This is a genomic window from Telluria sp. ZT3P26 (assembly GCF_059686035.1).
On sequence record NZ_JCASII010000003.1, the window covers coordinates 1 to 24689 of the forward strand.

The window sequence follows — 24689 nt, forward strand, 5'->3', positions numbered from 1 at the left end:
ACGTGCTCAATGGCACTCAGTCTGAACAGCGTCACCCCGACCGGCCACATCACCACGATTATCTACTGGTGAGCTGGCATGTTCAATATACGAGGTCTGACATTCGGACACGACCTCAGCCCTAGCACTTCCAACAGCTGGGGTCAGGTCTGACATTTAGACACGACCTCAGCTTTAGTCACTTCCATTGCCGTCTTGCGGAGTATTCGCAGGGCAGTGTGCCAGCAGGTTTTATCTCCCCAACTGCCGAGATCGTGTCCGAATGTCAGACCTGACCCCGGCTTTTGCCACGTCCGATACAGCTGATAAAGCTGGGGTCAGGTCTGACATTTAGACACGACCTCAGCTTTAGTCACTTCCAATGCCATCTTGCGAAGTATTAGCAGGGCAGTGTGCCAGCAGGTTTTATCTACCCAACTGCCGAGATCGTGTCCGAATGTCAGACCTGACCCCGGCTGTTGGTTGAGGTCGTGTCCGAATGTCAGACCTGACCCCGGCTTTTGCCAGGTTCTCTAAACGATGCAGCGTGGCGGAAACAAAAACGGCGGCCCGCAGGCCGCCGTTTTCGTTCGTGCGTAGCGCTGTTACTTCACGCCGTGCATCAGCTTCTGGATGACCGGTGCGAGCAGCACCAGCAGGATGCCGCCGCCCAGCAGCGACATCAGGCCGAAGTTGTAGCCGTCGAGTGCCGACGCCACCGTCATGCCGGTTTCACCCGAGACGTGCGAGGCGAAGATGCCCGACAGGTTGTTGCCGATACCGGTCGACAGGAACCAGCCGCCCATGCCCAGGCCGACGAGTCGGGTAGGGGCCAGCTTGGTGACCATCGACAGGCCGATTGGCGACAGGCACAGCTCACCGACCGACTGGATCACATAGACCGCGAACAGCGTCCAGAACGGGATCTTGCCATTACCGTCGATCAGCTGCGACAGTGCGTAGACCAGCAGGCCAAAGGCGATGCCGTTGAAGATCAGGCCCAGGCCGAATTTACGCGGGATCGATGGGTTGGCGTTGCGCTTGCCCAGCCATACCCAGACGGCGGCGATAATCGGTGCGAAGACGATGATGGCCACCGAGTTCACCGACTGGAACCAGGCGACAGGGAAGGTCCAGCCATTCAGGTCGCGGTCGACGATGTTATCGGCCAGGAACGTGAACGAGCTGCCTGCCTGCTCGAAGAAGCACCAGAACAGGACGTTGAAGAAGAAGATGATCATCATCGCCCAGGTCTTGTCGCGCGCGACTTTGCCTTCGCGGATACCTTCGATGATCAGCATCGCTGCCAGGCCGATGAACAGGACCGTCAGCAGGATCTGCAGGTTGGCGGCGCCCGCTTGCAGCAGCATGTAGACGATCGGAATCACGATCAGCGAACCGACGATGACGACGGCCAGGCGCTTCGGGCTGGCCAGTTCGCCGACCGGTGCACCGATGCCCTGGAGCGTCTTGCGGCCGATGAAGAACCAGACCAGCGAGATCAGCATGCCGACGCCCGAGGCCAGGAACACGATCTTGTACGCTGGCATGGCGGCGGTGCCGAACACTTTTTCAGCCAGCAGCTGGGTCAGGATCGGTGCGAAGAATGCGCCGACGTTGATGCCCATGTAGAAGATGGTGAAGCCGGAATCGCGACGCGTGTCGTTCAGCGCGTACAGCTGGCCGACCATGGCCGAGATGTTCGGCTTGAACATGCCGTTACCGACGATGATGGTTGCGAGGCCCAGCTTGAACACGTCCTGGTTCGGGATCGAAATCATGAACAGGCCGGCCGCCATGAAGATGGCGCCAACCAGGATCGAGCGCTGATAACCGATGACGCGGTCGGCCACGTAGCCGCCGAAGACAGCGCCGGCGTACACCAGCGCCAGGTAGGAACCGTAGGTCAGATTGGCACTGGCCTGGCCAGCCGCGTCGCCGGCATAGAACTGGCCGACGATGTAGAGGACGAGTGCCCAACGAATGCCATAGAAAGCGAAGCGCTCCCAGAATTCCGTCATGAACAGCATCCACAGCGGTGCTGGATGGCCCATGATCTGCTTGAACTCTGGAAGAGGTCCCCGAGCTGGGGTAGTAGCTGCACCGCTCATGCGGTTCCTCCCGAAAATGTAATGACAAGGTAATTGTTATATGGCGCTATTCGACGGGCGAACGTTCCAATAGGCACGCATTCTAGTGCATATCCAGCATCATACGAAGCTTTTTTCCCGGTGCGCCGACGGGTCCCGAACATGGTGCACTGCACCCTGTTTTGGGGCGCGCATGCGCCATCGGATTGGCGTATATTGCTGTACAGGACGGTCAGACGATTGACCGTCCGCATCACCGAATAGAACGAGGACATCCCATCATGACGCAAGCAGCAACTGAATTACCTGTAGTTGATACCGAGCTGTCCCCCGAAAGCCGGCAAGTCGTCGACACGCTGATCTCGCCGGAAGGCCAGCTCGAAGTGCTGTCCAAATCCGAAGTCAGCAAGTTGCTCGACACCGGCCGCACCGGTCTGTACGACGTGTTCCGCAAATGTGCGCTTGCAGTACTCAATAGCGGCAGCGACATCGACGACGGCAAGGAACTGCTCGAGCGGTACGCCAGCTTCGACATCAGCATCCTGCAGCGCGAGCGCGGCATCAAGCTCGATATCCGCGGCGCGCCGGCCAGCGCCTTCGTCGATGGCAAGATGATCCGCGGGATCCACGAGCACCTGTTCGCCGTACTGCGCGACATCGTGTTCGTCAATTTCGACGTCACCGACAATCCCAAATTCGACCTGACCCGCACCGATGGCATCACCGACGCGGTCTTCCACATCCTGCGCAACGCCAATGTGCTGCAGGCGCAGCGCAATCCGAACCTGGTCGTGTGCTGGGGCGGCCACTCGATCTCGCGCATCGAGTACAACTACACGAAGAAGGTCGGCTACGCGCTGGGCCTGCGCGAACTCGATATCTGCACCGGCTGCGGCCCGGGCGCGATGAAGGGGCCGATGAAAGGCGCCACCATTGGCCACTCGAAGCAGCGCCTGTCGGGTGGGCGTTATCTGGGCATCTCGGAGCCGGGCATCATCGCGGCCGAATCCCCGAACCCGATCGTCAACGACCTGGTCATCATGCCGGACATCGAGAAGCGCCTCGAAGCCTTCGTGCGCACCGGCCACGGCATCGTCGTGTTCCCGGGCGGCGCGGGCACGGCCGAGGAAATCCTGTACATCCTCGGCATCCTGCTGCACCCCGATAACGCCGAGATCCCGTTCCCGCTGATCTTCACCGGTCCGGCGTCGTCGCGCGACTACTTCACGCAGATCGATGCCTTCCTGGCGCTGACGCTGGGCGAGGCGGCGCAGAAGCGCTACCAGATCATCATCGACGATCCCGACGCGGTGGCCGTTGCAATGGTCAAGGGCATCAGTGAAGTGCGGGCCTTCCGCAAAGCGCACAGCGACGCCTACTATTACAACTGGCGCCTGAAGATCGACCACGAATTCCAGAAGCCGTTCCGCCCGACGCACGAGAACATGCGCAACCTCGACCTGCACCGGGGTATCCCGACACACCTGCTGGCGGCCAATCTGCGCCGGGCGTTTTCGGGCGTCGTGGCCGGGAACGTGAAGGAAGAGGGGATCCGCGCGATCGAGCAGTTCGGCAAGTACGAGATCCGTGGCGAAGCTGCGATCATGGGGCCGATGGATGCGCTCCTGGCGTCGTTCGTCGAACAGAGCCGCATGAAGTTGCCGGGCAAGGCTTATACGCCTTGCTACACGATCGTGCAGTAAGCATAAAAAAAGGCCACCCGAAGGTGGCCTTTTTCATGCGGGCGTCAGCGCCCCGACACTCAGTCTTCCTTGCGCAGGTGCGGGAACAGCAGCACGTCGCGGATGTTCGGCGAGTCGGTAATCAGCATCATCAGGCGATCGATGCCGATGCCGCAACCACCTGCCGGCGGCATGCCGTATTCGAGCGCGCGGATGTAGTCGGCGTCATAGAACATCGCCTCTTCATCGCCTGCATCTTTGGCTTCGACCTGCGCCAGGAAGCGCGCTGCCTGGTCTTCCGGATCGTTCAACTCCGAGAAGCCATTGGCGATCTCGCGACCCACCATGAACAGTTCAAAGCGCTCGGTCACGCCGGCACGGGTGTCCGATGCGCGCGCCAGTGGCGAGACTTCGGCTGGATAGTCAACGATGAAGGTCGGCTCCCACAGCTGCGCTTCGGCGGTTTCCTCGAACAGCGCCAGTTGCAGCGCGCCCAGACCGGCGGTGGCAAATGGCTTGACGCCGAACTTCTTCAGTTCGGTCTTGATAAACTCGGCATCGTTCAGCTGTTCGGGCGTGTAGCCCGGCGCGTACTTGTCGATCGCCTCGATGATCGTCAGGCGCTGGAACGGCTTGGACAGGTCCAGCTCACGGCCACCGTACGACAGCACGGCGCTGCCATGCGCGTCGACTGCGGCCTGGCGGATCACCTGTTCGGTGAAGTTCATGATCCACTTGTAGTCGGTGTACGCCGCATAGAATTCCATCATCGTGAATTCAGGGTTGTGACGGACCGAGACGCCTTCGTTACGGAAGTTGCGGTTCACTTCGAACACGCGGTCGAAGCCGCCGACCACCAGGCGCTTGAGGTACAGTTCCGGTGCGATGCGCAGGTACATTTCCATGTCCAGCGCATTGTGGTGCGTGACGAACGGCTTGGCCGCGGCGCCGCCCGGGATCGGGTGCAGCATCGGCGTTTCGACTTCCATGAAGCCGTTGTCTTCCATGAAGCGGCGCATCGACGACATCGCGGCGGTGCGCGCCTTGAACGTGCGGCGCGTGTCCTCGTTCATGATCAGGTCGACGTAACGCTGGCGGTACTTGGTTTCCTGGTCGGCCAGGCCGTGGAACTTGTCCGGCAGCGGGCGGATCGCCTTGGTGATCAGGCGCAGCTGGCTGACTTTCACCGTGAGTTCATCGACCTTGGTCTTGAACAGCGTGCCTTCGACGCCGAGGATGTCGCCAAGATCGTAGCTGCGCAATGCATCCATCGCAGCTTCACCGGCGCTGTCGAGCGTGATGTAGATCTGGATACGGCCGCTGGCCGACGGGCCCGAGCTGTCCTGCAGCGTTGCGAATGCGGCCTTCTTGCCCGCTTCGCGGCGCAGCATCATGCGGCCTGCCAGCACCACCGGAATCGGCTCGGCTTCGAGTTCTTCGCGCGTCTTGCTGCCGTAGGTGTCCACCAGGTCGGCCGCCTTGTGCTGCGGGACGAAGTCGTTCGGGAACGCGACGCCTTTTTCGCGGATGGCGGCCAGCTTGACGCGGCGTTCGGCCATGATCTTGTTTTCGTCGGCGCCTTGCAACGGGGCCTGTTCTTGGTTCTCGGTGGTCATAGTGGGTGTTGTTGATATTGGTTGAGCATGCCGCCGATACGGCGCGCGGTAATTAAGACAGCGAGAGCAGGGCTTCAACGTCCAGCTGCGTGAAGTCGTTGACGATCGCGATGACATTGTCGAATTCGGCGAACGCCTCGGCCGACAGCGTGGTGGTCAGCACCACGGCGCGCATGCCGGCGCGCCGGGCCGCTTCCACGCCCAGCGGCGCGTCTTCGAACACGATGCACTGTGCCGGCAATACGTTGCAGCGCTCGGCGGCCTTGAGGAACACGTCCGGATGCGGTTTGCCGCGCGGGACATCCACGGTGCCGACGACGACCGCATCGAATTTGCGCTGCAGGTCCATTTCGTCGAGGATGAAACGCGCGCTGCCCGGCGAGGCCGACGTGGCCACCGCCAGGGCCCAACCCTGGTCGCGCGCGCGGTCGATGAAGGCGTCGAAGCCGTCGATCGTGCGCCGGTGCGGGCCATACAGCGCGCGGTACAGCACTTCCTTCTCGTGGTTCAGCGCTGCCAGCGCCTCGTCGTCCAGCCCTGCGCCCAGATAGTGACGCAGGATTTCCTTGCCCTGACGGCCAGCCGTGTCGCGAAAGAACGCATCAGGCTCGATGGTTTGGCCCCGCTGCGCGAAGAACGCGATCCACGCACGGGTATGGAAGTCCATATTGTCGACGATGGTGCCATCCATGTCGAAGATCAGCGCGCGGGCAGGGGTCGTCATCCGAAAGAAAGCCTTTATACGTTCTGCTTCAGGGACGCCGAGATGAAATCATCCAGGTCGCCATCCAGCACGTTCTTGGTGTTGCCGGTTTCAAAGCCGGTCCGCAAATCCTTGATGCGCGACTGGTCCAGCACGTACGAACGGATCTGGTGGCCCCAGCCGACGTCGGTCTTGGAGTCTTCGAGCTTTTGCTGCTCGCTCATGCGGTTGCGCAGTTCGAGTTCGTACAGCTTGGCGCGCAGCATGTCCCAGGCTTCGGCCTTGTTGCGGTGCTGCGAGCGGTCGTTCTGGCACTGGACCACGATGCCGGACGGGCCGTGCGTCAGGCGCACTGCGGAGTCGGTCTTGTTGATGTGCTGACCGCCGGCGCCGGACGCGCGGTAGGTATCGATGCGCACGTCGGCCGGATTGATTTCGATCTCGATCGAATCATCGACCTCCGGATACACGAACAGCGACGTGAACGACGTGTGGCGGCCATTGGCCGAGTCGAACGGCGACTTGCGCACGAGGCGGTGCACGCCGGTCTCGGTGCGCAGGTGGCCGTACGCGTATTCGCCGTCGACCTTGATGGTGGCGGTCTTGATGCCTGCGACTTCACCGTCGGACTGCTCGAGAATCTCGGCCTTGAAGCCCTTGCGTTCGCAGTAGCGCAGGTATTGACGCAGCAGCATCGAGGCCCAGTCCTGCGCCTCGGTGCCGCCGGCGCCGGCCTGGATGTCGATGAAGCAGCTCGCGTGGTCCATCGGATTGGAGAACATCCGGCGGAACTCCATGGCTTCGATGATCTTCTGGATCGCATCGACGTCGCCCGCGACGGCTTCCATCGTGTCTTCGTCGCCTTCTTCGCGCGCCATCTGGAACAGGTCCAGGGCGTCGGCGAGATCGGCCTTGGCCTTCTCGAGCGTCAGCACGACGCCCTCGAGCGCCTTCTTCTCTTTGCCCATTTCCTGGGCGCGCTTCTGGTCGTTCCAGATCGCCGGGTCTTCCAGCTCCTGGTTGACCTGTTCTAGTTTCTCTGACTTCTTATCGAAGTCAAAGATACCTCCGAAGTTCGGCCTCACGACCCGTCAGGTCGTTCAGCAGGGCGGAAATGGCGTTGATGCGTTCGGCTTCCATGATATCGGCAGTCTCAATGTGGGTTGAATCGAACCGGGGATTATACCCGACGCCTCGCACCGATGTGGCGCTATGGCTTGCCCGGCGGCAGGGCAAGGGGTACCATCGCGCGGTCTCGTTACCCGGATTACCCATGAACCGCTCCCTGCGTTACCAGATCAGCACTGCGCTCGTCACCACGTTCGCCCCGTTGCTCTTCGTTGTTCCCGTCCACGCTGCCAGCAAGGCGCCGGCCGGCGCCACCGCCGTCCTGGCCGTGCTGGAAACGTCCGACCTGCATGCCAACGTCGTCGGTTACGACTATTACAAGCTGGCCGCTGAGCCGTCGATCGGCGTCGACCGCACCGCCACGCTGATCAGGGCCGCGCGCAAGGAGTTCGCCAACACGCTGTTGCTCGACAATGGCGACACGATCCAGGGCACGGCATTTGCCGACTACCAGGCGCTGGTCAAACCGCCTGCCTGCAACGAGGTGCTGGGCATCTACAAGATCATGAATGCGCTGGGCTATGAAGGCGGCACGGTCGGCAACCACGAATTCAACTACGGCCTGCCGTTCCTGAACCGGATCACGGGCAGCCAGTTCCAGGTCAAGGGCGTCGACAAGGGCCCGCGCTGCGCCGGCCCGGCGTTCCCGATCGTGCTGGCCAACGTGAACAGCCTGCAGACCAAGGCGCCGCTGTTCGCGCCGTACCGCATCATCGACAAGAAAATCACGGCGCGCGGGCCCGATGGCAAGACGGTCGAGACGCTGGTGAAGGTCGGCATCATCGGCTTTACGCCACCCGAGATCATGGCCTGGGACAAGCGCTGGCTGGAAGGCCGCGTGGTCACCGCAGGCGTGCGCGAAACGGCTGAAAAATACATCCCGGAGATGCGCAAGAAGGGCGCGCAGCTGATCGTGGCGCTGTCACACGGCGGCCTGGATGACGCGCCGTATTCGCCGGCCATGGAAAACGCCAACTGGCACCTGGCCAAGGTGCCGGGCATCGATGTCATGCTGATGGGGCACGCACACCAGCTCTTCCCGAACGCCGACAGCACGGTCCCGCAATTCAACCTGCCGGGCGTGGACAAGGCGCGCGGGCTGGTGCACGGCGTGCCGACCGTGATGCCGAGCCAGTGGGGCAAGCATCTGGGCGTGGTCCAGCTGCACCTGACCTATGATGGCAAGACCTGGGCGGTCGACAAGGACAAGACCGTCGTGCAGGCGCGCGCCACGCAGACGGGACCCAAGACCTTCGTCGAACCGGATGCTGAAGTAGCCGCCCTGGTGCGCGCCGAGCACGAAGCGACGATCGCCTACGTGAAGACGCCGGTGGGCCGCTCGGCATTTCGCATGACGAGTTACTTTGCTGATGTGGGTGACCCGTCGGCCATCGAAGTCGTCAACCGCGCGCAGGCTGAGTACGTGAGCAGCTACGTCAAGACCAACCTGCCGCAGTACGCCGGCGTGCCGGTGCTGTCGGTGTCGGCGCCCTTTAAGGCGGGTTTCCCGAGCGTGGCGGATTACACCGATGTGCCGGCCGGCGACCTGGCGCTGAACAACGCGGCCGACCTGTACCTGTTCCCGAACTCGCTGTATGCGGTGAAGGTCGATGGCGCGGGCCTGAAGGCGTGGCTGGAGACGGCAGCGCAGCGCTTCAACACGATCGACCCGGCGGTGAGCACGCCACAGGAGCTGGTCAACACGCGCTTCCCGAGCTTTAACTTCGACACGATCACGTCGAAGGATGTCAGCTACGAGATCGACGTGACCAAAAAGCCGGGCGAGCGCATCGTGAACCTGACGTACCTGGGCAAACCCGTGGCGCCGACGCAGGCATTCCTGATCGCGACCAACAACTACCGCGCCAGTGGCGGTGGTGGCTTCCCGGGGCTCGATGGCAGCAATGTCGTCCTCGCGTCGCCCGACAACAACCGCGACATCCTGATCGCGCATATCCGCGCGGCGAAAGAACTGACGCGCGCGTCGCATGGCGCGGCGCGCAGCTGGCGTTTTGCGCAGGCCGAGACCAAGGGGCAGGTGGTATTCCATTCGGCGCCGGGGCTGGAGGGACTGGCGCGCGAGGCAGGGCTGGGCAATGTCAGCCAGGTGAAGGCCGACGATGGCGGCGGCAAGGGGACGGCGTTGTACGCGGTCGATCTGTCGAAGTAAGCGATCCGATTGCGATGGATGCCGGCCTGCGGGCCGGCATTTTTATTGGCTCAGTTAGCGTTAAATAGAGACTAACTTTGAACTGACGAGCAGTCCAGTGGTCCAACCCCTGTCCCCAGCGTCAGGAGTCGATCATGAAAGCGCCACGTTTCAAGGGCTGGTTCGCAAAACTGCCTTCGTTGAACCAGCCGCAGCGCCGGCAAGTGCTCGATGCCCTGCATCCTGCAGCCGGGCTCGCTCAGGTCGTCGCACTCATCAGCGAGGCCAGATCGCCAGGTCGCTGCTGCCCCAGATGCGGTAACGAACGCTGCTACCGACACGGGTTCGCCAACGACCTGCAGCGCTTCCGCTGCTGTGCCTGCGGCCGCACCTTCAACGACCTCACCGGCACGCCCCTGGCGCGGCTCAGGCTCAAGGCCAGATGGCTCGCGTACTCGCAGGTGCTGCTCGCCTCACTGTCCGTACGCAAGGGCGCAGATCGGGTCGGCGTGCACCGCACTACCGCATTCCGGTGGCGCCACCGCTTTCTGCACTGGGTCAAGCTCGACCGGCCCGCGGCATTGAATGGCATCGTCGAGGCTGACGAAACTTTTCTGCTCGAGTCACAAAAAGGTTCGCGCACGCTCGATCGGCCACCGCGCCGTCGTGGCGGGCGCGCTGCCAAACGGGGCATTTCCAGCGAACTGGACTGTATCCTTGTCGCGCGCGACCGCGAGGGGCGCACCATTGATGCCGTGACCGGCCGCGGGGCACTCACCGCTGCGCAACTTGCCCGAGACTTGCTGCCCAGGCTGGACCGGCAGGCGTTGCTGGTCAGTGACAGCCATGCTGCCTACCGCGCCTTCGCGCGCAAGCACAGGATCGCGCACGAGACGGTCAATGTGCGCGCTGGCGTGCGGCTGAGGCGTCTGGGCAGTCTTGCCATCCACGTGCAGAACGTGAACGCTTATCACCAGCGCTTCAAGGCCTGGCTTCAGGGCTTTCGTGGCGTGGCATCGCGCTACTTGCCGAATTATCTGGGCTGGCGCTGGGCGCTGGACGGTGAGCGGGTCATGCTGCCAGAACAATTGCTCCGCATCGCTATCAGTGTCATCAACAGATAACGCTGACTGCGCCTTTTTATTCAGTGCACCGGCTTCTTCTCGTCCTGCACCAGCACGAACGGGCTCACGACCGACGCCCACAGCGTCGCATCCGTCGCCAGCCAGGCTTGCGCCTGGTCGTCGCTGACCTTGGCCACCTGGCCATCGGTCATCCAGCGCGTGATGCTGTCACGGTCGTCATGCGCGATGCGCAGCGCGACATCGATCAGGTCCAGCGTGCCTGACACCCACACCACGCTGCCGCTGGCGAAGTGGCGCTGGAGTTCGGTCCATGCGACGCGGCCGGTCTCGCGGTTGATCTTGTCGTGCAGTTCGGTGTCGTTCTCGGGTTTGGTCTTCATGTGCATGGTCGTCTGGTCAAAGAATCTCGACCGCAGGTTGCGGCGAACCCGCCCATGTTAACCGATAGGTGTGCGCCTTGCGCACGTTGCCCACCAGCGCCGGGCGGAAGCACGCCAGGCAGGTGCCGCCGGGATCGCGCACGCTGGGGAAGATCACGCCAAGCGAACCGGCATCCAGCAACGCGTTGGCCAGCGCCTGCGACGCCACGTAGCTGGCCGGATCGAGGCAGTCTTCATACGCCGCGATGCCGCGCAGATCATGGAAGGTCGCGCTGAAGTCGGCCAGCAGGCACTGGTAGCTGACGCTGTCATCGAAACGGTTGATTTCGGCGTATTCGACGGTCTTGTGGAAGATGACTTCGGCCAGCGACGTGGCGGCGTCGAAGCCGCAGTACCAGGCGCCACGCTCGCCATCGTTGAAGCGGCTGCCTTCCGGGCGCGCATACGTGAACGCGGCGTTGATGATGCGAAAATTCGGCACGCCGAAGACCAGTTCGTCCATGCCGATGCCAGGTGCCTGGCCGGATTCGGCGCGCAGGCGCTCATTCGTGGCGTTATCCAGGTCGAACATGTCGCGCAGTGCGTCGTCGCTGTCGGCCAGGGGTGCGAGCACCGAGTCTTCAACATCGGCGAAGCGCGACGGGATCAGGCGGCAGGTATCGAGCTGGCGCAGCAGCGTCAGCCGTGGCGTGACGTGCGGGCTCACAGGCCGCCGCGCCTGGCGTCGAGCAGCTTGCGCACGGTCTGCATCGCCAGCAGGCCGCCGGCCTGCATGAAGGCGAGCGGCGTGCGGCCGGCGAAGATCGGGTTGGTGTTGGGCAGGCGCACCCATTCGTCGGCAAGCTTGTCGCCATACAGGATGTGCAGGCTTTTGTAGATGCCGAGCAGGTACGAAATGCGCGTGATGCGATCGACCTCGAGCACGCGGTCGGGATTTTTCTTCCAGTCGTAGAACGACGACGACGACAGGCCGCCCAGCAGCTCGCGCGCATCGTCGTCACGCAGTGTCCAGGCGGTGGCGAGCTTGAAGAAGGCCGTCAGCGCGGAGCGGGATAAACGCTCGCGCTCGGCCTTTGACGTCAGGTCAACCAGCGTTGCCGGCTCAAAACGGCTCTTGGGGTAGGCATAGGCCAGGCTCATGATGTCCTCCGTTGTTGGAGTATTTATACTCCAATTCTGGATTCATCGCAAGCACCGGATGTCGGGCGCGCGGCCGGTTGCCCGGCGCGCGCGTAGCAGCATCAGTCGCCGCCGACCGCCGTGACGATGGCGCCGGCACCGGCGCTGAGCATCCAGCCGGTCATCAACAGATAGAACATCAGCAGCGTGAACAATACCGAGACGCGGCGGGCATCCAGGCCGGCGAACAGCGGCTTCTTGTCGTAGGCAACGCCGACAAAGTAGGCGCCGAACACGGTCGCCATGTAGTGCACGGCGCCGAACGTCTCACCCAGCTCACCCTTGCGCGGATGCTCGATCAGCACGTGCGACAGGATCACCAGGATCAGGTACGGGATCGAGGCGGCCAGCGGCGGCAGGTACAGGCCGAAGCGCTCGACGAAGGTGCGGACCGCCGGACGCTTGCGCGCCAGCAGGGGCAGGAACAGGTTGTGGATCAGGCCCGTGATCAGGATGACCTTGAGCAGCACGGCCTTGTGCAGGCTCTCCTTGCCGAAGCCCAGATTGTGCAGATTGGTTTCGGCCTGGCGGTTGTTCTGCAGGAAGAACTCGGGCGACTGGATCTGCAGGATGCGCTGGAACCAGCTGATTTCTTCCAGTGCCGCCAGGGCCACGAGGCCCGTCAGGCCAAGCAGCACCAGCACTTCGAGCCGCATGCCGCCGTTCTTCCACCGGTCGACGGCCACGTAGCCCAGCAGGCCGGCCGTGAGCGAGAAGGCCAGGAACTGCATCCATTCGACGATGCCGTCCTCGACCAGCAAGCGCGAGAGTTCGTGGGGATTGCCCGACCATGCCAGCGCGAGCAGCAGGATGAACGCATTGATGATGCTGGCCGAAATGATGACCGGATGCTTGTACCAGGGATGACTGATTGCCGACTTGTTGACCATTGTGTTATTGACCACCAACTTGCTCCTTCAGAGACGTAAAATGTTCAGCCGCAAGCGGCTGCAGGGCGGCGCCCGGAACGGGCTCGCCATCGTGTGCAGGGACGCGCCCGGATGTCTGCCGGGCCGCACGGCGCCGGGCACCGGCCAGCAGTGCCACCAGCGCCCAGCCGAACAGCAGCGGGTCGAGCAGCGCGTCCCACAGGTTTCCGGTCGGCAGACGCAGCACCGAGAACAGGGCGACGGCGCCGAGGACCGCCGCGGCATGGCCGCGCGAATGCGTCAATATGATCGCCAGCACGCACGTGACGGCGAGAACGATCGCCGCAAGCGGCGCCACGACGCCGCCGAAGCCGGCGTAATAGTAGCCGCTCGTGAGCACGCCGAGCGCATCGAGATACAGCAGCAAGCCGGCGCCGGCCAGTAACCCGGCCAGCGCCTGCGGCATGGCCCTGCTGCGGCGCAGCCCGTTCCAGCGTTCGGTCAGGCGCAGCACGCAGCAGCCCACCAGCAGCCCGCTCGGATATTGAAAGGCCAGGCTCAGGTACCAGGCAGGCGACAGGTTGCCCGGCAGGACCATCAGGGCCAGCGCGCTGGCCAGGATAGCGGCCAGCGTCGCGCGCCGCATGGGCGCCGCACCACGCCACACGGCGCAGACCACGGTGGCGGCCACGATCGCCCAGCCGACGCGGCCATACACGATCTGGCTTGCAAGATCCGGCAGTATCATCAGCTCGTGCCTTCCGGTTGGATGCGGTAGCGGTGGTGGGCGATCGCCTGGCGTTGCCAGGTGTACGTAATATGCAGCTCGTTGCCCACCTGCGCCATCGATGGATACGAGAATTCATCGCCGGCCGGGCCTTTGGCAATGTCGGCAATCGTGCGCCAGGTGCGCATGTCGTCCGAGATCGACAGGCGCAGGATGCTGCGCGCCGACGCGCCGCCTTCGACGTGATTATGCAGCATCAGGAACTGGCCGCTGGTCAGGCGAATGGCAGCGACCGACGTGCTGTAGTTCGGCAGGTCGAGTGCCGGCAGGTCTTGCCAGGTGGCGCCGCCATCCCGGCTCGCCGCGTGCTGCACCAGCTGCTGATCGCTGTCGTCGCGCATGACGGCGCGTACCTCGTGCTTCGACACGGCGACCAGGGCCGGCTGCAGGCTCGAGGTGCTGTTGCCGATGCGCGTGAGCATCGTGGGGTTGCCGTCGGCGTCGAACGCCATCAGCATCGGATACTTGTTGCCAATCTCGAAATACACGGGCAGCCACCAGCCGCCGTCGCTGAGCGGCAGCGGTGCGGTGCGGACCAGCGCGCTGGTATTGAACAGGGGCGAGGTGGGCAGGATGCGGCGTACGTGGAAGTGCTTGCCCTGGTCCTGCGAGACCAGGTGCGCGATGCGCGCGGCCGCCCAGCCGCCCAGGCCCGTGGCCACGACGTACAGGTGGATCCTGCCGGCGCGGTCGGTCCAGGCGACCGGGTTGCCGATGCGGCGCACGCCAAATCCCAGTTCGGCGCCGAGCGTATCGCGACTGACAACCATCGACGGTGCCGACCAGGCGCCGTTGGCCCACGTCGACGCGAAGACCTTCACATCCGGCCCGCTTTCGCGGCTGCCAGCCCACCAGAATGCGAGCATGCGGTTGCCGGGCAGGGGGGCGAGCGTGCTGGCATGGGCCGATGGCATGCCGCGCGGCGCGGGGATGTGCGCACGCGACAGCTCGGTGAGCGTCACGCGGCCAGGGTTGGTCGTCGTCAGGCTGGGCACGGCGCCTGCCGCTGCGGTGGCGCGATGCGCGGCCCGCCAGCGCAGTGCCTCCGCCGCGATCACGAGCACGGCGAGCAGCAGGCAGCCGAACAGGATTGCATGATGCCTGGGCGGCCGGGTGATCGCGGGATTCTCCATTCGATTCCAGTAGAGGAACCCGGCAAGTGCATGGCGCACGGGGTTCGGGCATTGAGATTCCCACCGATCAAGACCTGCCCGTGTGGCGGGCGCTGGCCTGGCATCGAGACCGGGAAAGGCGCTATCGTACCGGAAAGCCGCGCAAAAGAACATTGGCCCCTTTTAAAAGACCTGTCGGTACGGGCCCGGGAGCGCGTCATGTCTGGCGTGCCCGCGCTGTCGGCAAGCCGGCCTATACTGGCATTTTTGACCGACCGGGCATCGCCGCATGCGCACCACCATCGCCACCTTGCTGTCTGTTGCCATCGTCGCGGCGGCGCTTCTTGCAACCGGATGCGCACACCGCAATCCCGATTACGACGCCGCGCGACCCCACCACCGGGTGGAAGGCTTTGCAAACAACTATCCGGCCAACCCCGCGTACCAGCGGCCCCCGCGCGGGTTCTTCGCCGCTTGGGCGGCCCGGATCAAGAACTGGACCGAGTCCGACGACGTGCGCGCGCCGCTTGCGCCCATCGAGCCGGTGGCGCCGGACCTGGCCTTCATCCACGCCAACCGCAGCGAGCCGGCACTGACCTGGATCGGGCATGCGACGTTCCTGTTCCAGAGCGGGACCGGCGTGAATATCCTGACCGACCCCGTGTTCGACGAACGGGCCTCGCCGTTGCCGTTCGCGGGACCCCGGCGCCATCAGGCGCCCGGCGTGGCATTGGCCGACCTGCCGCGCATCGATGTCATCCTGCTCAGTCATTCGCACTACGATCACCTGTCGAAGGCATCGCTGCGCGCGCTGTACCGCCAGGCCGGTGGACCGCCGCTGCTGGTGGCGCCGCTGGGAGTCGATCGTTGGCTCGCGGAGAACGTGACGGGCGGCGACCGCTCGCGCATCGTCAAGCTCGACTGGTGGGAAAAGACCGTGTACCAGGGCCTGGAACTGCACCTGCTGCCCGTGCATCACTGGTCGGCGCGCTCGCTGTGGGACCGCAATGCCACGTTGTGGGGCGGCTTTGCCGTTACGCGTCCGGGCTTTGCCTTCTTCTTTTCGGGTGATCTGGGCTATTCGAAGGACATCGGCGACATCGCCGCGCGCTTCGGTGGCTTCGACTTAGCGGCGATCGGCATCGGCGCGTGCCAGCCGGTGTGGTACCGCAATTCGCACGTGAGTCCCGACGAGGCGGTGCAGATCCATCGCGAGCTGCGGGTCAGGCGCAGCGTCGGCATGCATTGGGGGACCTACCCGATGGGGCAGGAGCGCCTCGATCAGGCGCCACGCGACCTGGCGCTGGCGCGCGCCGCGCAGGGCGTGGCCGACGATGCATTCTTCGTGATGCAGCACGGTCAGACGTACAAGCCATCCACCGCGCCGTAGGTGGCCGCGGGGGCATGCGCGTGCGTCAGGGCTGGGCGCGCAGTGTCAGCTTGAGGATCTCGCCCGGTTCCCACAGCCGCATGCGCGGTCCCCAGCCGCCGGCACCGCGGCTGACCACCAGTTGCATGCCGCCGACGCGGTACCAGCCCACCAGATAGGGAAACTCGCGCCTGGCCAGATAGGCGAATGGCCAGACCTGGCCCCCGTGCGTGTGCCCCGACAGCATCAGGTCGATGTCCTTGCCTGCAGCGCGCTCGATCAGTATCGGGTCGGGAATGTGCGCGAGCAGGATCGTCGCCCCGTCCAGTCGCTTGGGCAGCATGCGTTCGAGGCCGGTATTGATGTCGCGCCCACCGCGCCGGGCGCGCCCGATGTCGTCCAGGCCGGCCAGGTGCAGGCCCGGTGCGATCTCGACGTGCTGGTCACGCAGCCACTTGACGCCGCCGGCCGCGAATTCGTGGATCGTTCCGCCAGCGTCGCCATAGTATTCATGGTTTCCGGTGATGGCCCAGACGCCCATGGCAGGCCGCAGGCGTTTGAGGACAGGCGCAAGCAGCGCGTCGTTGATCGGCTCGTCTTCAACCTGGTCGCCCAGCATCACGACGGCATCCGGATTGAGGGCATTGATCTGGTCGACCCGTTCGCCGAGCCAGTTGGCGCGGCGCTGGGCCCCGAGGTGCGTATCGCTGATCGCGACCAGCACGGTGCCATCGAGCGCCTTCGGCAGGCCGGGCAGCGTGAGTTCCTGCTCGACGATCGCGGGTGCGCGCATCGCCTGGAAGATCGCGAATCCGCTGACTGACACACCGGCGATCGCGCCGATGGCCAGAATCCTCGGCGCCCAGGTGCGCAGCCAGAAGCCGAAGCCGGTGATGATGTCGGCCAGCAGCAGGTACTGGGTCATGCAGAACAGCACACCCAGCCACGTCATCGAAAACTGGCCCGGCCACCAGCGCCAGTCCAGCGCCGCATCCCCGAGCTGCACGCCCCACAGATAAAACGCCCACAGCGCCAGGGTGCCCACCCACCAGACCCGCGCCGGCACGCGCGCGCGAACTGGCCCCAGTGCATACAGGCGATGCGCCACGTAAAAATGCATCAGTGAGCCGAGGAAATTGATAATGATTGAAAACATGCATGCTCCCGCCGACTGCCAGCCAGCGTGTAGAAATTAGGAAGGGAAACAGCAGCACCGTGGCCGCATGGCCCGGAGAAAAACCGGCCCATCATAGCGAACAAGGCAAAATCCTGTCGCCTGTAACTATCCCTAATACAAGAAAGTTATCAAACAATTCGACTCTGACCCTCATTGTTAGGCAGGCTCTGCAGTAAACGTAACAATTGGGGTCAGAGTCGAATTGTTGGGCAATTGCCTCAATTCGAGCGACCGACAATTGGGGTCAGAGTCGAATTATTTTGCAATTGCTCAGGGGCTTGGCCTGTACTGTCAGGCGGATTCGGCGTGCTCGACCAGCAGCTGGACCTTGGTGACGCCGTTGTACTCGTTGGCGTCGAGGCGGAAAGCGACGCGGGCGCGGTCGCTCAGGCTGTCGGTGTGGCCGAACCAGATGGCGTCGTAGCGGCGGCCGTTCTTTTCCAGCTGCAGCTTCAGGTGGCGCTCTTTCAGGATGCGCTGGCTGACGACGCGGAATTCGTCGCAGAAGACCGGCGGCGCGAAGCCCTGGCCCCAGACCTGGCCGTCCATCAGTTCGATGAACTGGGTCGAGTAGAACTCGTCCTCGAGCGGGCCATCGGTTTCGATGATGCGTTCGAGCTGCGCTTCGGTCAGCCAGGCCTGGCCGACGGCTTCGAAGGCCTGGCAGAAGGTGTCGAAATGGTCGTGGCGCAGCGAGAGGCCGGCGGCCATGGCGTGGCCGCCGAACTTGTCGATCAGGCCCGGCACGCGCTTGGAGACCAGGTCCAGCGCGTCGCGCAAGTGAAAGCCCGGGATCGAGCGGCCCGAGCCCTTGATCATGCCGTCGCCCGCTGGCGCGAAGGTGAATGTCGGACGGTAGAATTTCTCTTTCAGGCGCGAGGCGACGATGCCGATCACGCCCTGGTGCCAGCCTTCGTCGAACACGGTGATCGTGCTGGCGCCGGTCGGCTCGAACGTGTCCAGGTGCAGCAGCGCAGTGTCCTGCATCTCGGCTTCGATTTCGCGTCGCTTGAGGTTGATCTCGTTGAGTTGCTGCGCGATGGCCCAGGCGCGGCCTTCGTCGTCGGTGGTCAGGCATTCGATGCCGAGCGCCATGTCCTGCAGGCGACCGGCCGCGTTCAGGCGCGGGCCGACGGCAAAGCCCAGGTCGAATGGCGTGGCGCAGCGCGCTTCACGCCCGGCCACCCGGAACAGTGCCGCCACGCCGGCGTGCATGCGGCCCGCGCGCATGCGCTTCAGGCCCTGCGCAACGAGGATGCGGTTATTGGCGTCGAGCTTGACGACGTCGGCCACCGTGCCCAGGGCAACCAGGTCGAGCAGGCTGTCGAGCTTGGGCTGCGTCTGCGCATCGAACACACCGCGCCGGCGCAATTCGGCGCGCAGGGCCAGCAGCACGTAGAACACCACGCCCACGCCGGCCAGGTTCTTGCTGGGGAAGCCGCACTCGGGCTGGTTCGGGTTGACGATCACGCGCGCTGCCGGCAGCACGTCACCCGGCAAGTGGTGGTCGGTGACGACGACGTCGATGCCCAGTTGATTTGCCGCCAGCACGCCGTCGACGCTGGCGATGCCGTTGTCGACCGTGACGATGATATCGGGCGCTTTTTCGCGCGCGGTGAGCGCGACGATTTCGGGCGTCAGGCCGTAGCCGTATTCGAAGCGGTTCGGGACGATGTAGTCGACCTGCGCGCCCATCGCGCGCAGGCCGCGCAGGGCAACAGCGCAGGCGGTGGCGCCATCGCAATCGTAGTCGGCCACGATCGTCATGCGCTTGCCGGCGCCAATGGCATCGGCCAGGAACGCGGCGGCGGCGTCGATGTGCTTCAGGCCGGACGGCGGCGACAGGGCCGCCAGCTCGCTCGAAAGCTCACGCGCATCGAGCAGGCCGCGCGACGCGTAGATGCGCGCCAGCACGGGGTGCACGCCATCCTGGCGCAGCAGTTCAGAGGTGCGGAACGGGCAGGGACGGGTGGAAAGTCGGGTCTTCAGGGTCAATGTTTATCTCGATCGGGTTGTATCAGTGCGCTTACTTGAGTGCGTCGAGCGTTGGGCTGCGCCAGAACTTGCGCTGCGCCAGCGCGCTCGTCGTCGTCTCAAGCAGGCCTTCGCGGCTGCTCAGCACTAGCGTCAGCTTGCCCACGCGGCCCGCCTTGACGGCAGCCAGCAGCGGCGCGAACAGCGTGTCTTCCAGTTGCTGCATCACCTGCAGCCAGACGCCCCAGTCGGCTGCCTGCGCTGCTTCGGCCAGCGGGCCGACCACCAGCGTGCGGTCGGTCGACAGCAGATCGGGCAAGCGGTCGAGCGTATCAAGCCGCTGATCGCCCAGCGCACCCAGCCAGCCCGGCACCGCGACACTAGCCAGCGGCTGCATCAAGGCGGGTGCCGTCCGACCTGCACCCCACATCCAGAACGCGTTCACGATCGGCAAGCGCCGCGTTTCGCGCGCGGCATTCACCGGATGCGCATGCCACGCCATCTGGACTTCGTTCTGCAGGCGCCGGTACGCCAGCGCCGGCTGCCCCTTCGGCATGAAATCCGTCAGGTCCATGTTCACGACCGTGTCGGGCGTGGCGGTCTCGAAGCCGGTCCAGTCGTCGGCGCGCAGGAACCAGGTCTGCGCGTCGCCGTAGCGCAGCGCATGGCCAATGCTTTCGCACAGTTCGGCAGCGGTGGCGAACAGCGCGCGGCTGTCCTCATCGGCGAGCGGCACCTGGCGCGTATCGGCCATCGTCAGGTGCGTGCGGGCGATCTGGATATGGCCGGGGGACACGATGTACCAGTTGCCGCCATCGGGTTCCAGCCCGAAGCCGCGCATGGCGGCAACGGCCACGTCAACCCCGCCCGCGGCGCCCAGACCGAGCGCGCGCGCCAGCCAGGTTTCGTGGGGCAGGGCATGGGTATGCTCGGCCGACCGCGTGCGCGTGGCGCTCGAGGTACGCGAGAGCAGCAGCGCCAGCGCCGGCGTGTTCATCGCGCGGATCAGGTCGGGGGCAAATTCGGGAAGCGGCAGGGCGAACGGCAGGACGAGCGTAATATGAGCCATCCCGCTATTCTAGGGCAAATTGCCGCCGCCAGCGGATCACCATCCCGATTCTGCCCTCGCATGCCCACTGGAATGCCCTAGTGAGTTTTTGATAATTGCGCCACAATCCCGGTTTGTCTGGCAAACTGCCGGGCTGATGCAGCCCGGCGCTGCGCCACCAATACAAAAGCACAGCGGATCGGTCGACACGGACAGCATGAGCATCACCCACAAACTCCCCTACGAATGGCAGATCGGCCTGCGCTACACGCGCGCCGGCAAGCGCAGCGGCCGCAACAGCTTTATCTCCTTCATTTCGATGGCCTCGGTGGCCGGCATCGCCCTCGGCGTGGCCGCGCTGATCGTCGTGCTGTCCGTGATGAACGGCTTCCAGAAGGAAGTCACCAACCGCATGCTGTCGATGCTGGCCCACGTCGAGATTTTCGACAGCCGCGGCGCGCTGCCCGACTGGCGCGCCACCAGCCTGCAGGCGCTGCGTAACCCCGAGGTCAAGGCCGCCGCGCCGTTCATCGATGCGCAATCGATGCTGCTGGTCGATGGCGTGATGAAGCCGGCGCTGCTGCGCGGCGTGGCGCCCGTCGAAGAAGCGCAGGTATCGGACATCACGCGCCAGATGAAGGCCGGCAGCTTCGCATCGCTGCGCGCCGGCTCGTTCAACGTGGTGCTGGGCCGCGCGCTGGCCAAGTCGCTGGGCGTCGACGTGGGCGACCGCGTCACGCTGCTCGTGGCCAGCAGCGGCATCCTGGGCGGCGCCAGCACGCCGGGCGAGAACCCGCTGCCGCGCACGCGCGCGCTGACCGTGTCTGGCATTTTCGAGGCCGGCCATTTCGAGTTCGATTCCACGCTCGCCCTGATCAATATCGACGACGCCCAGGTGGCCACGGGTGCCACTGCGCCGGCCGGCATCCGCCTGCGCCTGCAGGACCTGCACCAGGCCCCGCGCGTGGCCTATGAATTGCAGCGCTCGATGCCGGGCGAATTGATCATGCGCGACTGGACCAAGGTCAACACCGTCTGGTTCGCGGCCGTGCAATCGCAAAAGAACATGATGTTCATTATTTTGACGATGATCGTGGCGGTGGCCGCGTTCAACCTCGTCTCGACGCTCGTCATGACCGTCAAGGACAAGCAGTCGGACATCGCCATCCTGCGCACGCTGGGCGCGTCGCCGCGCGCGATCATGAAAATCTTCATGGTGCAGGGCACCCTCGTCGGTCTGCTGGGCGGCCTGCTTGGCGTTGGCCTCGGCGTGCTGGTGGCGCTCAATGTCGACGTCATCGTGCCGGCCATCGAGCGCATCTCGGGCGTGCATTTCCTGTCGCAAGAGGTGTATCTGATCAGCGAGATGCCGTCCGAACTGCTGTGGGCCGACGTCGGCTGGATCGGCGGCGTGGCCGTGCTGCTGTCGTTCCTGGCCACGATTTACCCGAGCTGGGCGGCCTCGCGCGTGAAACCGGCGGAGGCATTGCGCTATGAGTAACCGCGCCTGTGTCGTCCGCCCCGATTCCAATCTGAAGTACGAGAATTCATGAGCATCATCCACAAACTGCCGTACGAGTGGCAGGTCGGCCTGCGCTACACGCGCGCCGGCAAGAGCAGCGGGCGCAGCAGCTTCATTTCGTTCATCTCGCTCATTTCCGTGGCCGGCATCGCGCTGGGTGTGGCGGCGCTGATCATCGTGCTGTCGGTGATGAACGGCTTCCAGAAGCAGGTCACCGACCGCATGCTGTCGGTGCTGGCCCACATCGAGGTGTTCGATGCGTCGGGCAGCATGCCTGACTGGCAGGCCAGGGCCAAGGAAGCGGCGCAGAATCCGGCCGTGCTGGGCTCGGCGCCGTTCGTCGAGACCCAGGGCCTGCTGGTGCGCGACGGGATCATGCGTCCGTCGATCGTTCGCGGCGTGCTGCCGGGCGTCGAAGACAATGTGTCGACGGTGGCGAAGCAGATCCGCGCCGGCAGCTTCGATGCCTTGAAGCCGGGGAGCTTCAATATCGTGCTCGGGTATGCGCTGGCGCGCGCGCTGGGCGTGGGCATGGGCGACAAGGTCACGATGGTGCTGGCCCAGGGCCAGGTCACGCCGGCGGGCATGGTGCCGCGCACGCGCAGCTTCACGGTGGCCGGCATCTTCGAGGCCGGGCACTTCGATTTCGATGCGGCGCTGTCGTTCGTGCACATCGAGGATGCGCAGCGGCTCGAGCGCCAGCAGGCGCCATCGGGCCTGCGCCTGCGCATCGCCAATATGCGCGAAGCGCCGCAAGTCGCGGCCGAATTGAAGGCCTCGATGAAGGGCGACCTGGTCATGCGCGACTGGCCCAAGCTCAATGCCAACTGGTACGCTGCGGTGCAGACCGAAAAAAAGATGATGTTCATTATTCTGACGCTGATCATCGCGGTGGCCGCCTTCAACCTGGTCTCGAGCCTCGTGATGACGGTGACCGAGAAGCAGGCCGACATTGCGATCCTGCGCACGCTGGGCGCCTCGCCCGGCTCGATCATGAAAATCTTCATGGTGCAGGGCGCGGTCGTCGGTGTGCTCGGCACGCTCGCCGGCGTGGCGATGGGCGTGGGCGTGAGCAAGAACATCGGCGTCATCGTGCCGTTCATTGAACGCTTGCTGGGCGTCGAGTTCCTGTCCAAGGATATCTATCTGATCAGTACCGTGCCGTCCGAGCTGTACACGCCGGACGTCGTCACCATCGGCATCGTGTCGGTGGTGCTGGCCTTTGCAGCCACGATCTACCCAAGCTGGGCCGCCTCGCGCGTGAAGCCGGCGGAGGCGCTGCGCTATGAATAATCTGACGAGTAATGGAATAAACGCTGCGATGAACGACGTGAACAAAACGACCGATGTACCCGTGCTGGCCTGCCGTGGCCTGGGCAAGACCTTCAACCAGGGCGACGCCATCGTGCGCGTCATCGACGGCATCGACTTTGCCGTCTACCGCGGCGAACGCGTGGCGATTGTCGGCGCGTCCGGATCGGGCAAGTCGACGCTGCTGCACCTGCTCGGCGGCCTGGATACGCCAAGCAGCGGCACGGTGAGCCTGCGCGGCGAAGATTTTGCGAGCCTGTCCGAATCCCGGCGCGGCGAACTGCGCAACACGGCACTGGGCTTCGTCTACCAGTTCCACCACCTGCTGCCCGAATTCACGGCGCTCGACAACGTCATGATGCCGCTCTTGATCCGTCGCATGCCACGCGCGGAAGCGCTGACGCTGGCGCAGGCCATCCTCGAACGCGTGGGCCTCGGCAAACGCGTCATGCACCGCCCGGGCGAATTGTCCGGCGGCGAGCGCCAGCGGGTCGCGCTGGCGCGCGCACTGGTCACGCAACCGGCCTGCGTGCTGGCCGACGAACCGACCGGTAACCTCGATCACACGACCGCGCAGATCATCTTCGACCTGATGCTCGAACTCTCGCGCACTCTCGGCACCGCGTTCGTGATCGTCACGCACGACATGGAACTGGCGCGCCGCTGCGACCGCGTACTGCGCATGACCGAGCACGGCCTGCAGGCTGCAGAAGGCTGACGCCATGTGGATCGATACGCACGTTCACCTCGACGCTCGCGAATACGGGGGCGATGGCGCCGGCGTCGCGCGCCGGGCCGAAGCGGCCGGCGTATCGATGATCGTCATCATGGCGGTCGAGCGGGGCAATTTCGATACCGTTGCCGCACTGGCGGCCGGCAGCCCGAACGCCTGTTATGCGCTGGGCATCCACCCGATGTGCGTGCCGCAGGCGCACGATGATGACCTGGCGTACCTGCGCACGCGCGTCGAAGCGGCGATGGGCGACCCGCGCTTCGTGGGCATCGGTGAAATCGGGCTGGATTTCTTCATTCCCGAACTCACCACGCCCGAGATGCGCGAGAAGCAGGCGCGGTTCTTCCGCGAACAGCTTCGCATCGCGCGCGACTTCGGCCTGCCGGTCATGACGCACGTGCGCCGCTCGCAGGACCAGGTGCTCAAGCACCTGCGCCAGATCCGGCCGCCGAGCGGCATCGCGCACGCATTCAATGGCAGTTTCCAGCAGGCGCAGAATTTCATCGAACTCGGGCTGCACCTGGGCTTTGGCGGCAACCTGACCTTTACGCGCGCGCTGCAGATCCGGCGCCTCGCCACCGAGTTGCCACTCGACTGGATCGTGCTGGAAACTGACTCACCCGACATCGCTCCCAGCTGGATCCATCCGGGCCGCAACAGCCCCGAGAACCTGCCGGGCATCGGCTCTGCGCTGGCCGAGTTGCGCGGCGTCGAAACGGAGGTCGTGCGCATTGCTGCCCATCGCGCCTCGATTGCCGCCATTCCACGCCTCGCCAGTTTGTGCCCCATCGGGTAG

General features: G+C 64.5%; 21 protein-coding genes. 8 read left to right on the forward strand and 13 right to left on the reverse strand.

Annotated elements, in window-relative coordinates; genetic code table 11:
* Positions 1 to 584: 584 nt before the first annotated feature.
* Positions 585 to 2033, reverse strand: a complete 1449-nt coding sequence (locus AC56LN_RS10815) for a peptide MFS transporter (protein ID WP_499571620.1) — start codon at positions 2031 to 2033, stop codon at positions 585 to 587.
* A 317-nt stretch (positions 2034 to 2350) separates the two neighbouring features.
* Between AC56LN_RS10815 and ppnN the strand changes: the two genes are divergently transcribed.
* The gene (gene ppnN / locus AC56LN_RS10820; RefSeq protein WP_499571622.1) at positions 2351 to 3772 is read left to right on the forward strand and encodes a nucleotide 5'-monophosphate nucleosidase PpnN; all 1422 of its coding nucleotides are present in this window, start codon (positions 2351 to 2353) and stop codon (positions 3770 to 3772) included.
* A 59-nt stretch (positions 3773 to 3831) separates the two neighbouring features.
* Here the strand turns inward: ppnN and lysS are convergent, their stop codons facing one another.
* The 3 genes from lysS to prfB all read right to left on the reverse strand — a co-directional run bounded on the left by lysS (position 3832) and on the right by prfB (position 7210).
* Complete coding sequence (lysS, locus tag AC56LN_RS10825) at positions 3832 to 5367, reverse strand: lysine--tRNA ligase (protein WP_499571624.1); 1536 nt, start codon at positions 5365 to 5367, stop codon at positions 3832 to 3834.
* 52 nt (positions 5368 to 5419) lie between these two features.
* Positions 5420 to 6091 (reverse strand): HAD family hydrolase, encoded by a 672-nt coding sequence (locus AC56LN_RS10830; RefSeq protein ID WP_499571626.1) that lies wholly within the window; start codon positions 6089 to 6091, stop codon positions 5420 to 5422.
* 14 nt (positions 6092 to 6105) lie between these two features.
* A protein-coding gene (prfB, locus tag AC56LN_RS10835; protein ID WP_183551853.1) for a peptide chain release factor 2 occupies positions 6106 to 7210 on the reverse strand; the annotation gives its coding sequence in 2 pieces (ribosomal slippage) (positions 6106 to 7128 and positions 7130 to 7210; 1104 coding nt in all).
* 133 nt (positions 7211 to 7343) lie between these two features.
* Between prfB and AC56LN_RS10840 the strand changes: the two genes are divergently transcribed.
* Both AC56LN_RS10840 and AC56LN_RS10845 read left to right on the forward strand, forming a co-directional pair.
* The gene (locus tag AC56LN_RS10840) at positions 7344 to 9368 is read left to right on the forward strand and encodes a bifunctional 2',3'-cyclic-nucleotide 2'-phosphodiesterase/3'-nucleotidase (RefSeq protein ID WP_499571628.1); all 2025 of its coding nucleotides are present in this window, start codon (positions 7344 to 7346) and stop codon (positions 9366 to 9368) included.
* A gap of 134 nt (positions 9369 to 9502) precedes the next feature.
* The gene (locus AC56LN_RS10845) at positions 9503 to 10471 is read left to right on the forward strand and encodes an IS1595 family transposase (RefSeq protein WP_499571629.1); all 969 of its coding nucleotides are present in this window, start codon (positions 9503 to 9505) and stop codon (positions 10469 to 10471) included.
* Positions 10472 to 10491: 20 nt separating this feature from the next.
* Here the strand turns inward: AC56LN_RS10845 and AC56LN_RS10850 are convergent, their stop codons facing one another.
* The 6 genes from AC56LN_RS10850 to AC56LN_RS10875 form a co-directional block, all read right to left on the reverse strand.
* Positions 10492 to 10812 carry a DUF2288 domain-containing protein gene (locus AC56LN_RS10850; RefSeq protein WP_499571631.1) on the reverse strand — a complete coding sequence of 107 codons (321 nt, stop codon included), beginning with the start codon at positions 10810 to 10812 and terminating at the stop codon, positions 10492 to 10494.
* Between the two features lie 16 nt (positions 10813 to 10828).
* On the reverse strand, positions 10829 to 11518 hold the full coding sequence (locus AC56LN_RS10855; protein ID WP_499571632.1) for an RES family NAD+ phosphorylase: 690 nt from the start codon (positions 11516 to 11518) through the stop codon (positions 10829 to 10831).
* Positions 11515 to 11952 (reverse strand): MbcA/ParS/Xre antitoxin family protein, encoded by a 438-nt coding sequence (locus AC56LN_RS10860; protein WP_499571633.1) that lies wholly within the window; start codon positions 11950 to 11952, stop codon positions 11515 to 11517. The genes AC56LN_RS10855 and AC56LN_RS10860 overlap by 4 nt, the downstream gene beginning before the upstream one ends.
* Positions 11953 to 12053: 101 nt before the next feature.
* Entirely contained in the window at positions 12054 to 12896 is an 843-nt protein-coding gene (locus tag AC56LN_RS10865; RefSeq protein ID WP_499571635.1) for a hypothetical protein, read from the reverse strand.
* Positions 12886 to 13608 carry a hypothetical protein gene (locus AC56LN_RS10870; RefSeq protein WP_499571637.1) on the reverse strand — a complete coding sequence of 241 codons (723 nt, stop codon included), beginning with the start codon at positions 13606 to 13608 and terminating at the stop codon, positions 12886 to 12888. The genes AC56LN_RS10865 and AC56LN_RS10870 overlap by 11 nt, the downstream gene beginning before the upstream one ends.
* Positions 13608 to 14780: a sialidase family protein gene (locus tag AC56LN_RS10875; protein ID WP_499571639.1), complete on the reverse strand. Its 1173-nt coding sequence runs from the start codon at positions 14778 to 14780 to the stop codon at positions 13608 to 13610. The genes AC56LN_RS10870 and AC56LN_RS10875 overlap by 1 nt, the downstream gene beginning before the upstream one ends.
* A 268-nt stretch (positions 14781 to 15048) precedes the next feature.
* Between AC56LN_RS10875 and AC56LN_RS10880 the strand changes: the two genes are divergently transcribed.
* On the forward strand, positions 15049 to 16149 hold the full coding sequence (locus tag AC56LN_RS10880; protein ID WP_499571641.1) for an MBL fold metallo-hydrolase: 1101 nt from the start codon (positions 15049 to 15051) through the stop codon (positions 16147 to 16149).
* A gap of 25 nt (positions 16150 to 16174) precedes the next feature.
* On the opposite strand, the gene AC56LN_RS10885 is transcribed toward AC56LN_RS10880, so the two are convergent.
* The 3 genes from AC56LN_RS10885 to AC56LN_RS10895 all read right to left on the reverse strand — a co-directional run bounded on the left by AC56LN_RS10885 (position 16175) and on the right by AC56LN_RS10895 (position 20348).
* Positions 16175 to 17284, reverse strand: coding sequence for a metallophosphoesterase (locus AC56LN_RS10885; protein ID WP_499571643.1), 1110 nt, complete (start codon positions 17282 to 17284; stop codon positions 16175 to 16177).
* Between the two features lie 312 nt (positions 17285 to 17596).
* Positions 17597 to 19300, reverse strand: coding sequence for a single-stranded-DNA-specific exonuclease RecJ (gene recJ, locus AC56LN_RS10890; protein ID WP_499571645.1), 1704 nt, complete (start codon positions 19298 to 19300; stop codon positions 17597 to 17599).
* A 31-nt stretch (positions 19301 to 19331) separates the two neighbouring features.
* The gene (locus AC56LN_RS10895; protein WP_499571647.1) at positions 19332 to 20348 is read right to left on the reverse strand and encodes a hypothetical protein; all 1017 of its coding nucleotides are present in this window, start codon (positions 20346 to 20348) and stop codon (positions 19332 to 19334) included.
* Positions 20349 to 20544: 196 nt separating this feature from the next.
* On the opposite strand from AC56LN_RS10895, the gene AC56LN_RS10900 reads away from it, so the two are divergent.
* From AC56LN_RS10900 to AC56LN_RS10915, 4 genes are read left to right on the forward strand one after another with little or no spacing between them, the layout of a single operon-like run.
* Positions 20545 to 21828 carry a lipoprotein-releasing ABC transporter permease subunit gene (locus AC56LN_RS10900; protein ID WP_499571649.1) on the forward strand — a complete coding sequence of 428 codons (1284 nt, stop codon included), beginning with the start codon at positions 20545 to 20547 and terminating at the stop codon, positions 21826 to 21828.
* A 48-nt stretch (positions 21829 to 21876) separates the two neighbouring features.
* Complete coding sequence (locus tag AC56LN_RS10905) at positions 21877 to 23142, forward strand: lipoprotein-releasing ABC transporter permease subunit (protein WP_499571651.1); 1266 nt, start codon at positions 21877 to 21879, stop codon at positions 23140 to 23142.
* Positions 23143 to 23170: 28 nt separating this feature from the next.
* On the forward strand, positions 23171 to 23878 hold the full coding sequence (gene lolD, locus AC56LN_RS10910; RefSeq protein ID WP_499571653.1) for a lipoprotein-releasing ABC transporter ATP-binding protein LolD: 708 nt from the start codon (positions 23171 to 23173) through the stop codon (positions 23876 to 23878).
* A 4-nt stretch (positions 23879 to 23882) separates the two neighbouring features.
* On the forward strand, positions 23883 to 24689 hold the full coding sequence (locus AC56LN_RS10915) for a TatD family hydrolase (protein ID WP_499571655.1): 807 nt from the start codon (positions 23883 to 23885) through the stop codon (positions 24687 to 24689).

Coding starts and splice junctions, on each gene's coding strand:
- AC56LN_RS10900 (WP_499571649.1), top strand. CDS start 20,545: ATGAGCATCACCCACAAACTCCCCTACGAATGGCAGATCGGCCTGCGC.
- AC56LN_RS10895 (WP_499571647.1), bottom strand. CDS start 20,348: ATGGCTCATATTACGCTCGTCCTGCCGTTCGCCCTGCCGCTTCCCGAA.
- AC56LN_RS10815 (WP_499571620.1), bottom strand. CDS start 2,033: ATGGGCCATCCAGCACCGCTGTGGATGCTGTTCATGACGGAATTCTGG.
- AC56LN_RS10880 (WP_499571641.1), top strand. CDS start 15,049: ATGCGCACCACCATCGCCACCTTGCTGTCTGTTGCCATCGTCGCGGCG.
- AC56LN_RS10830 (WP_499571626.1), bottom strand. CDS start 6,091: ATGACGACCCCTGCCCGCGCGCTGATCTTCGACATGGATGGCACCATC.
- AC56LN_RS10845 (WP_499571629.1), top strand. CDS start 9,503: ATGAAAGCGCCACGTTTCAAGGGCTGGTTCGCAAAACTGCCTTCGTTG.
- AC56LN_RS10850 (WP_499571631.1), bottom strand. CDS start 10,812: ATGAAGACCAAACCCGAGAACGACACCGAACTGCACGACAAGATCAAC.
- AC56LN_RS10870 (WP_499571637.1), bottom strand. CDS start 13,608: ATGATACTGCCGGATCTTGCAAGCCAGATCGTGTATGGCCGCGTCGGC.
- AC56LN_RS10875 (WP_499571639.1), bottom strand. CDS start 14,780: ATGGAGAATCCCGCGATCACCCGGCCGCCCAGGCATCATGCAATCCTG.
- AC56LN_RS10905 (WP_499571651.1), top strand. CDS start 21,877: ATGAGCATCATCCACAAACTGCCGTACGAGTGGCAGGTCGGCCTGCGC.
- AC56LN_RS10915 (WP_499571655.1), top strand. CDS start 23,883: ATGTGGATCGATACGCACGTTCACCTCGACGCTCGCGAATACGGGGGC.
- lysS (WP_499571624.1), bottom strand. CDS start 5,367: ATGACCACCGAGAACCAAGAACAGGCCCCGTTGCAAGGCGCCGACGAA.
- AC56LN_RS10840 (WP_499571628.1), top strand. CDS start 7,344: ATGAACCGCTCCCTGCGTTACCAGATCAGCACTGCGCTCGTCACCACG.
- AC56LN_RS10860 (WP_499571633.1), bottom strand. CDS start 11,952: ATGAGCCTGGCCTATGCCTACCCCAAGAGCCGTTTTGAGCCGGCAACG.
- lolD (WP_499571653.1), top strand. CDS start 23,171: ATGAACGACGTGAACAAAACGACCGATGTACCCGTGCTGGCCTGCCGT.
- AC56LN_RS10885 (WP_499571643.1), bottom strand. CDS start 17,284: ATGTTTTCAATCATTATCAATTTCCTCGGCTCACTGATGCATTTTTAC.
- ppnN (WP_499571622.1), top strand. CDS start 2,351: ATGACGCAAGCAGCAACTGAATTACCTGTAGTTGATACCGAGCTGTCC.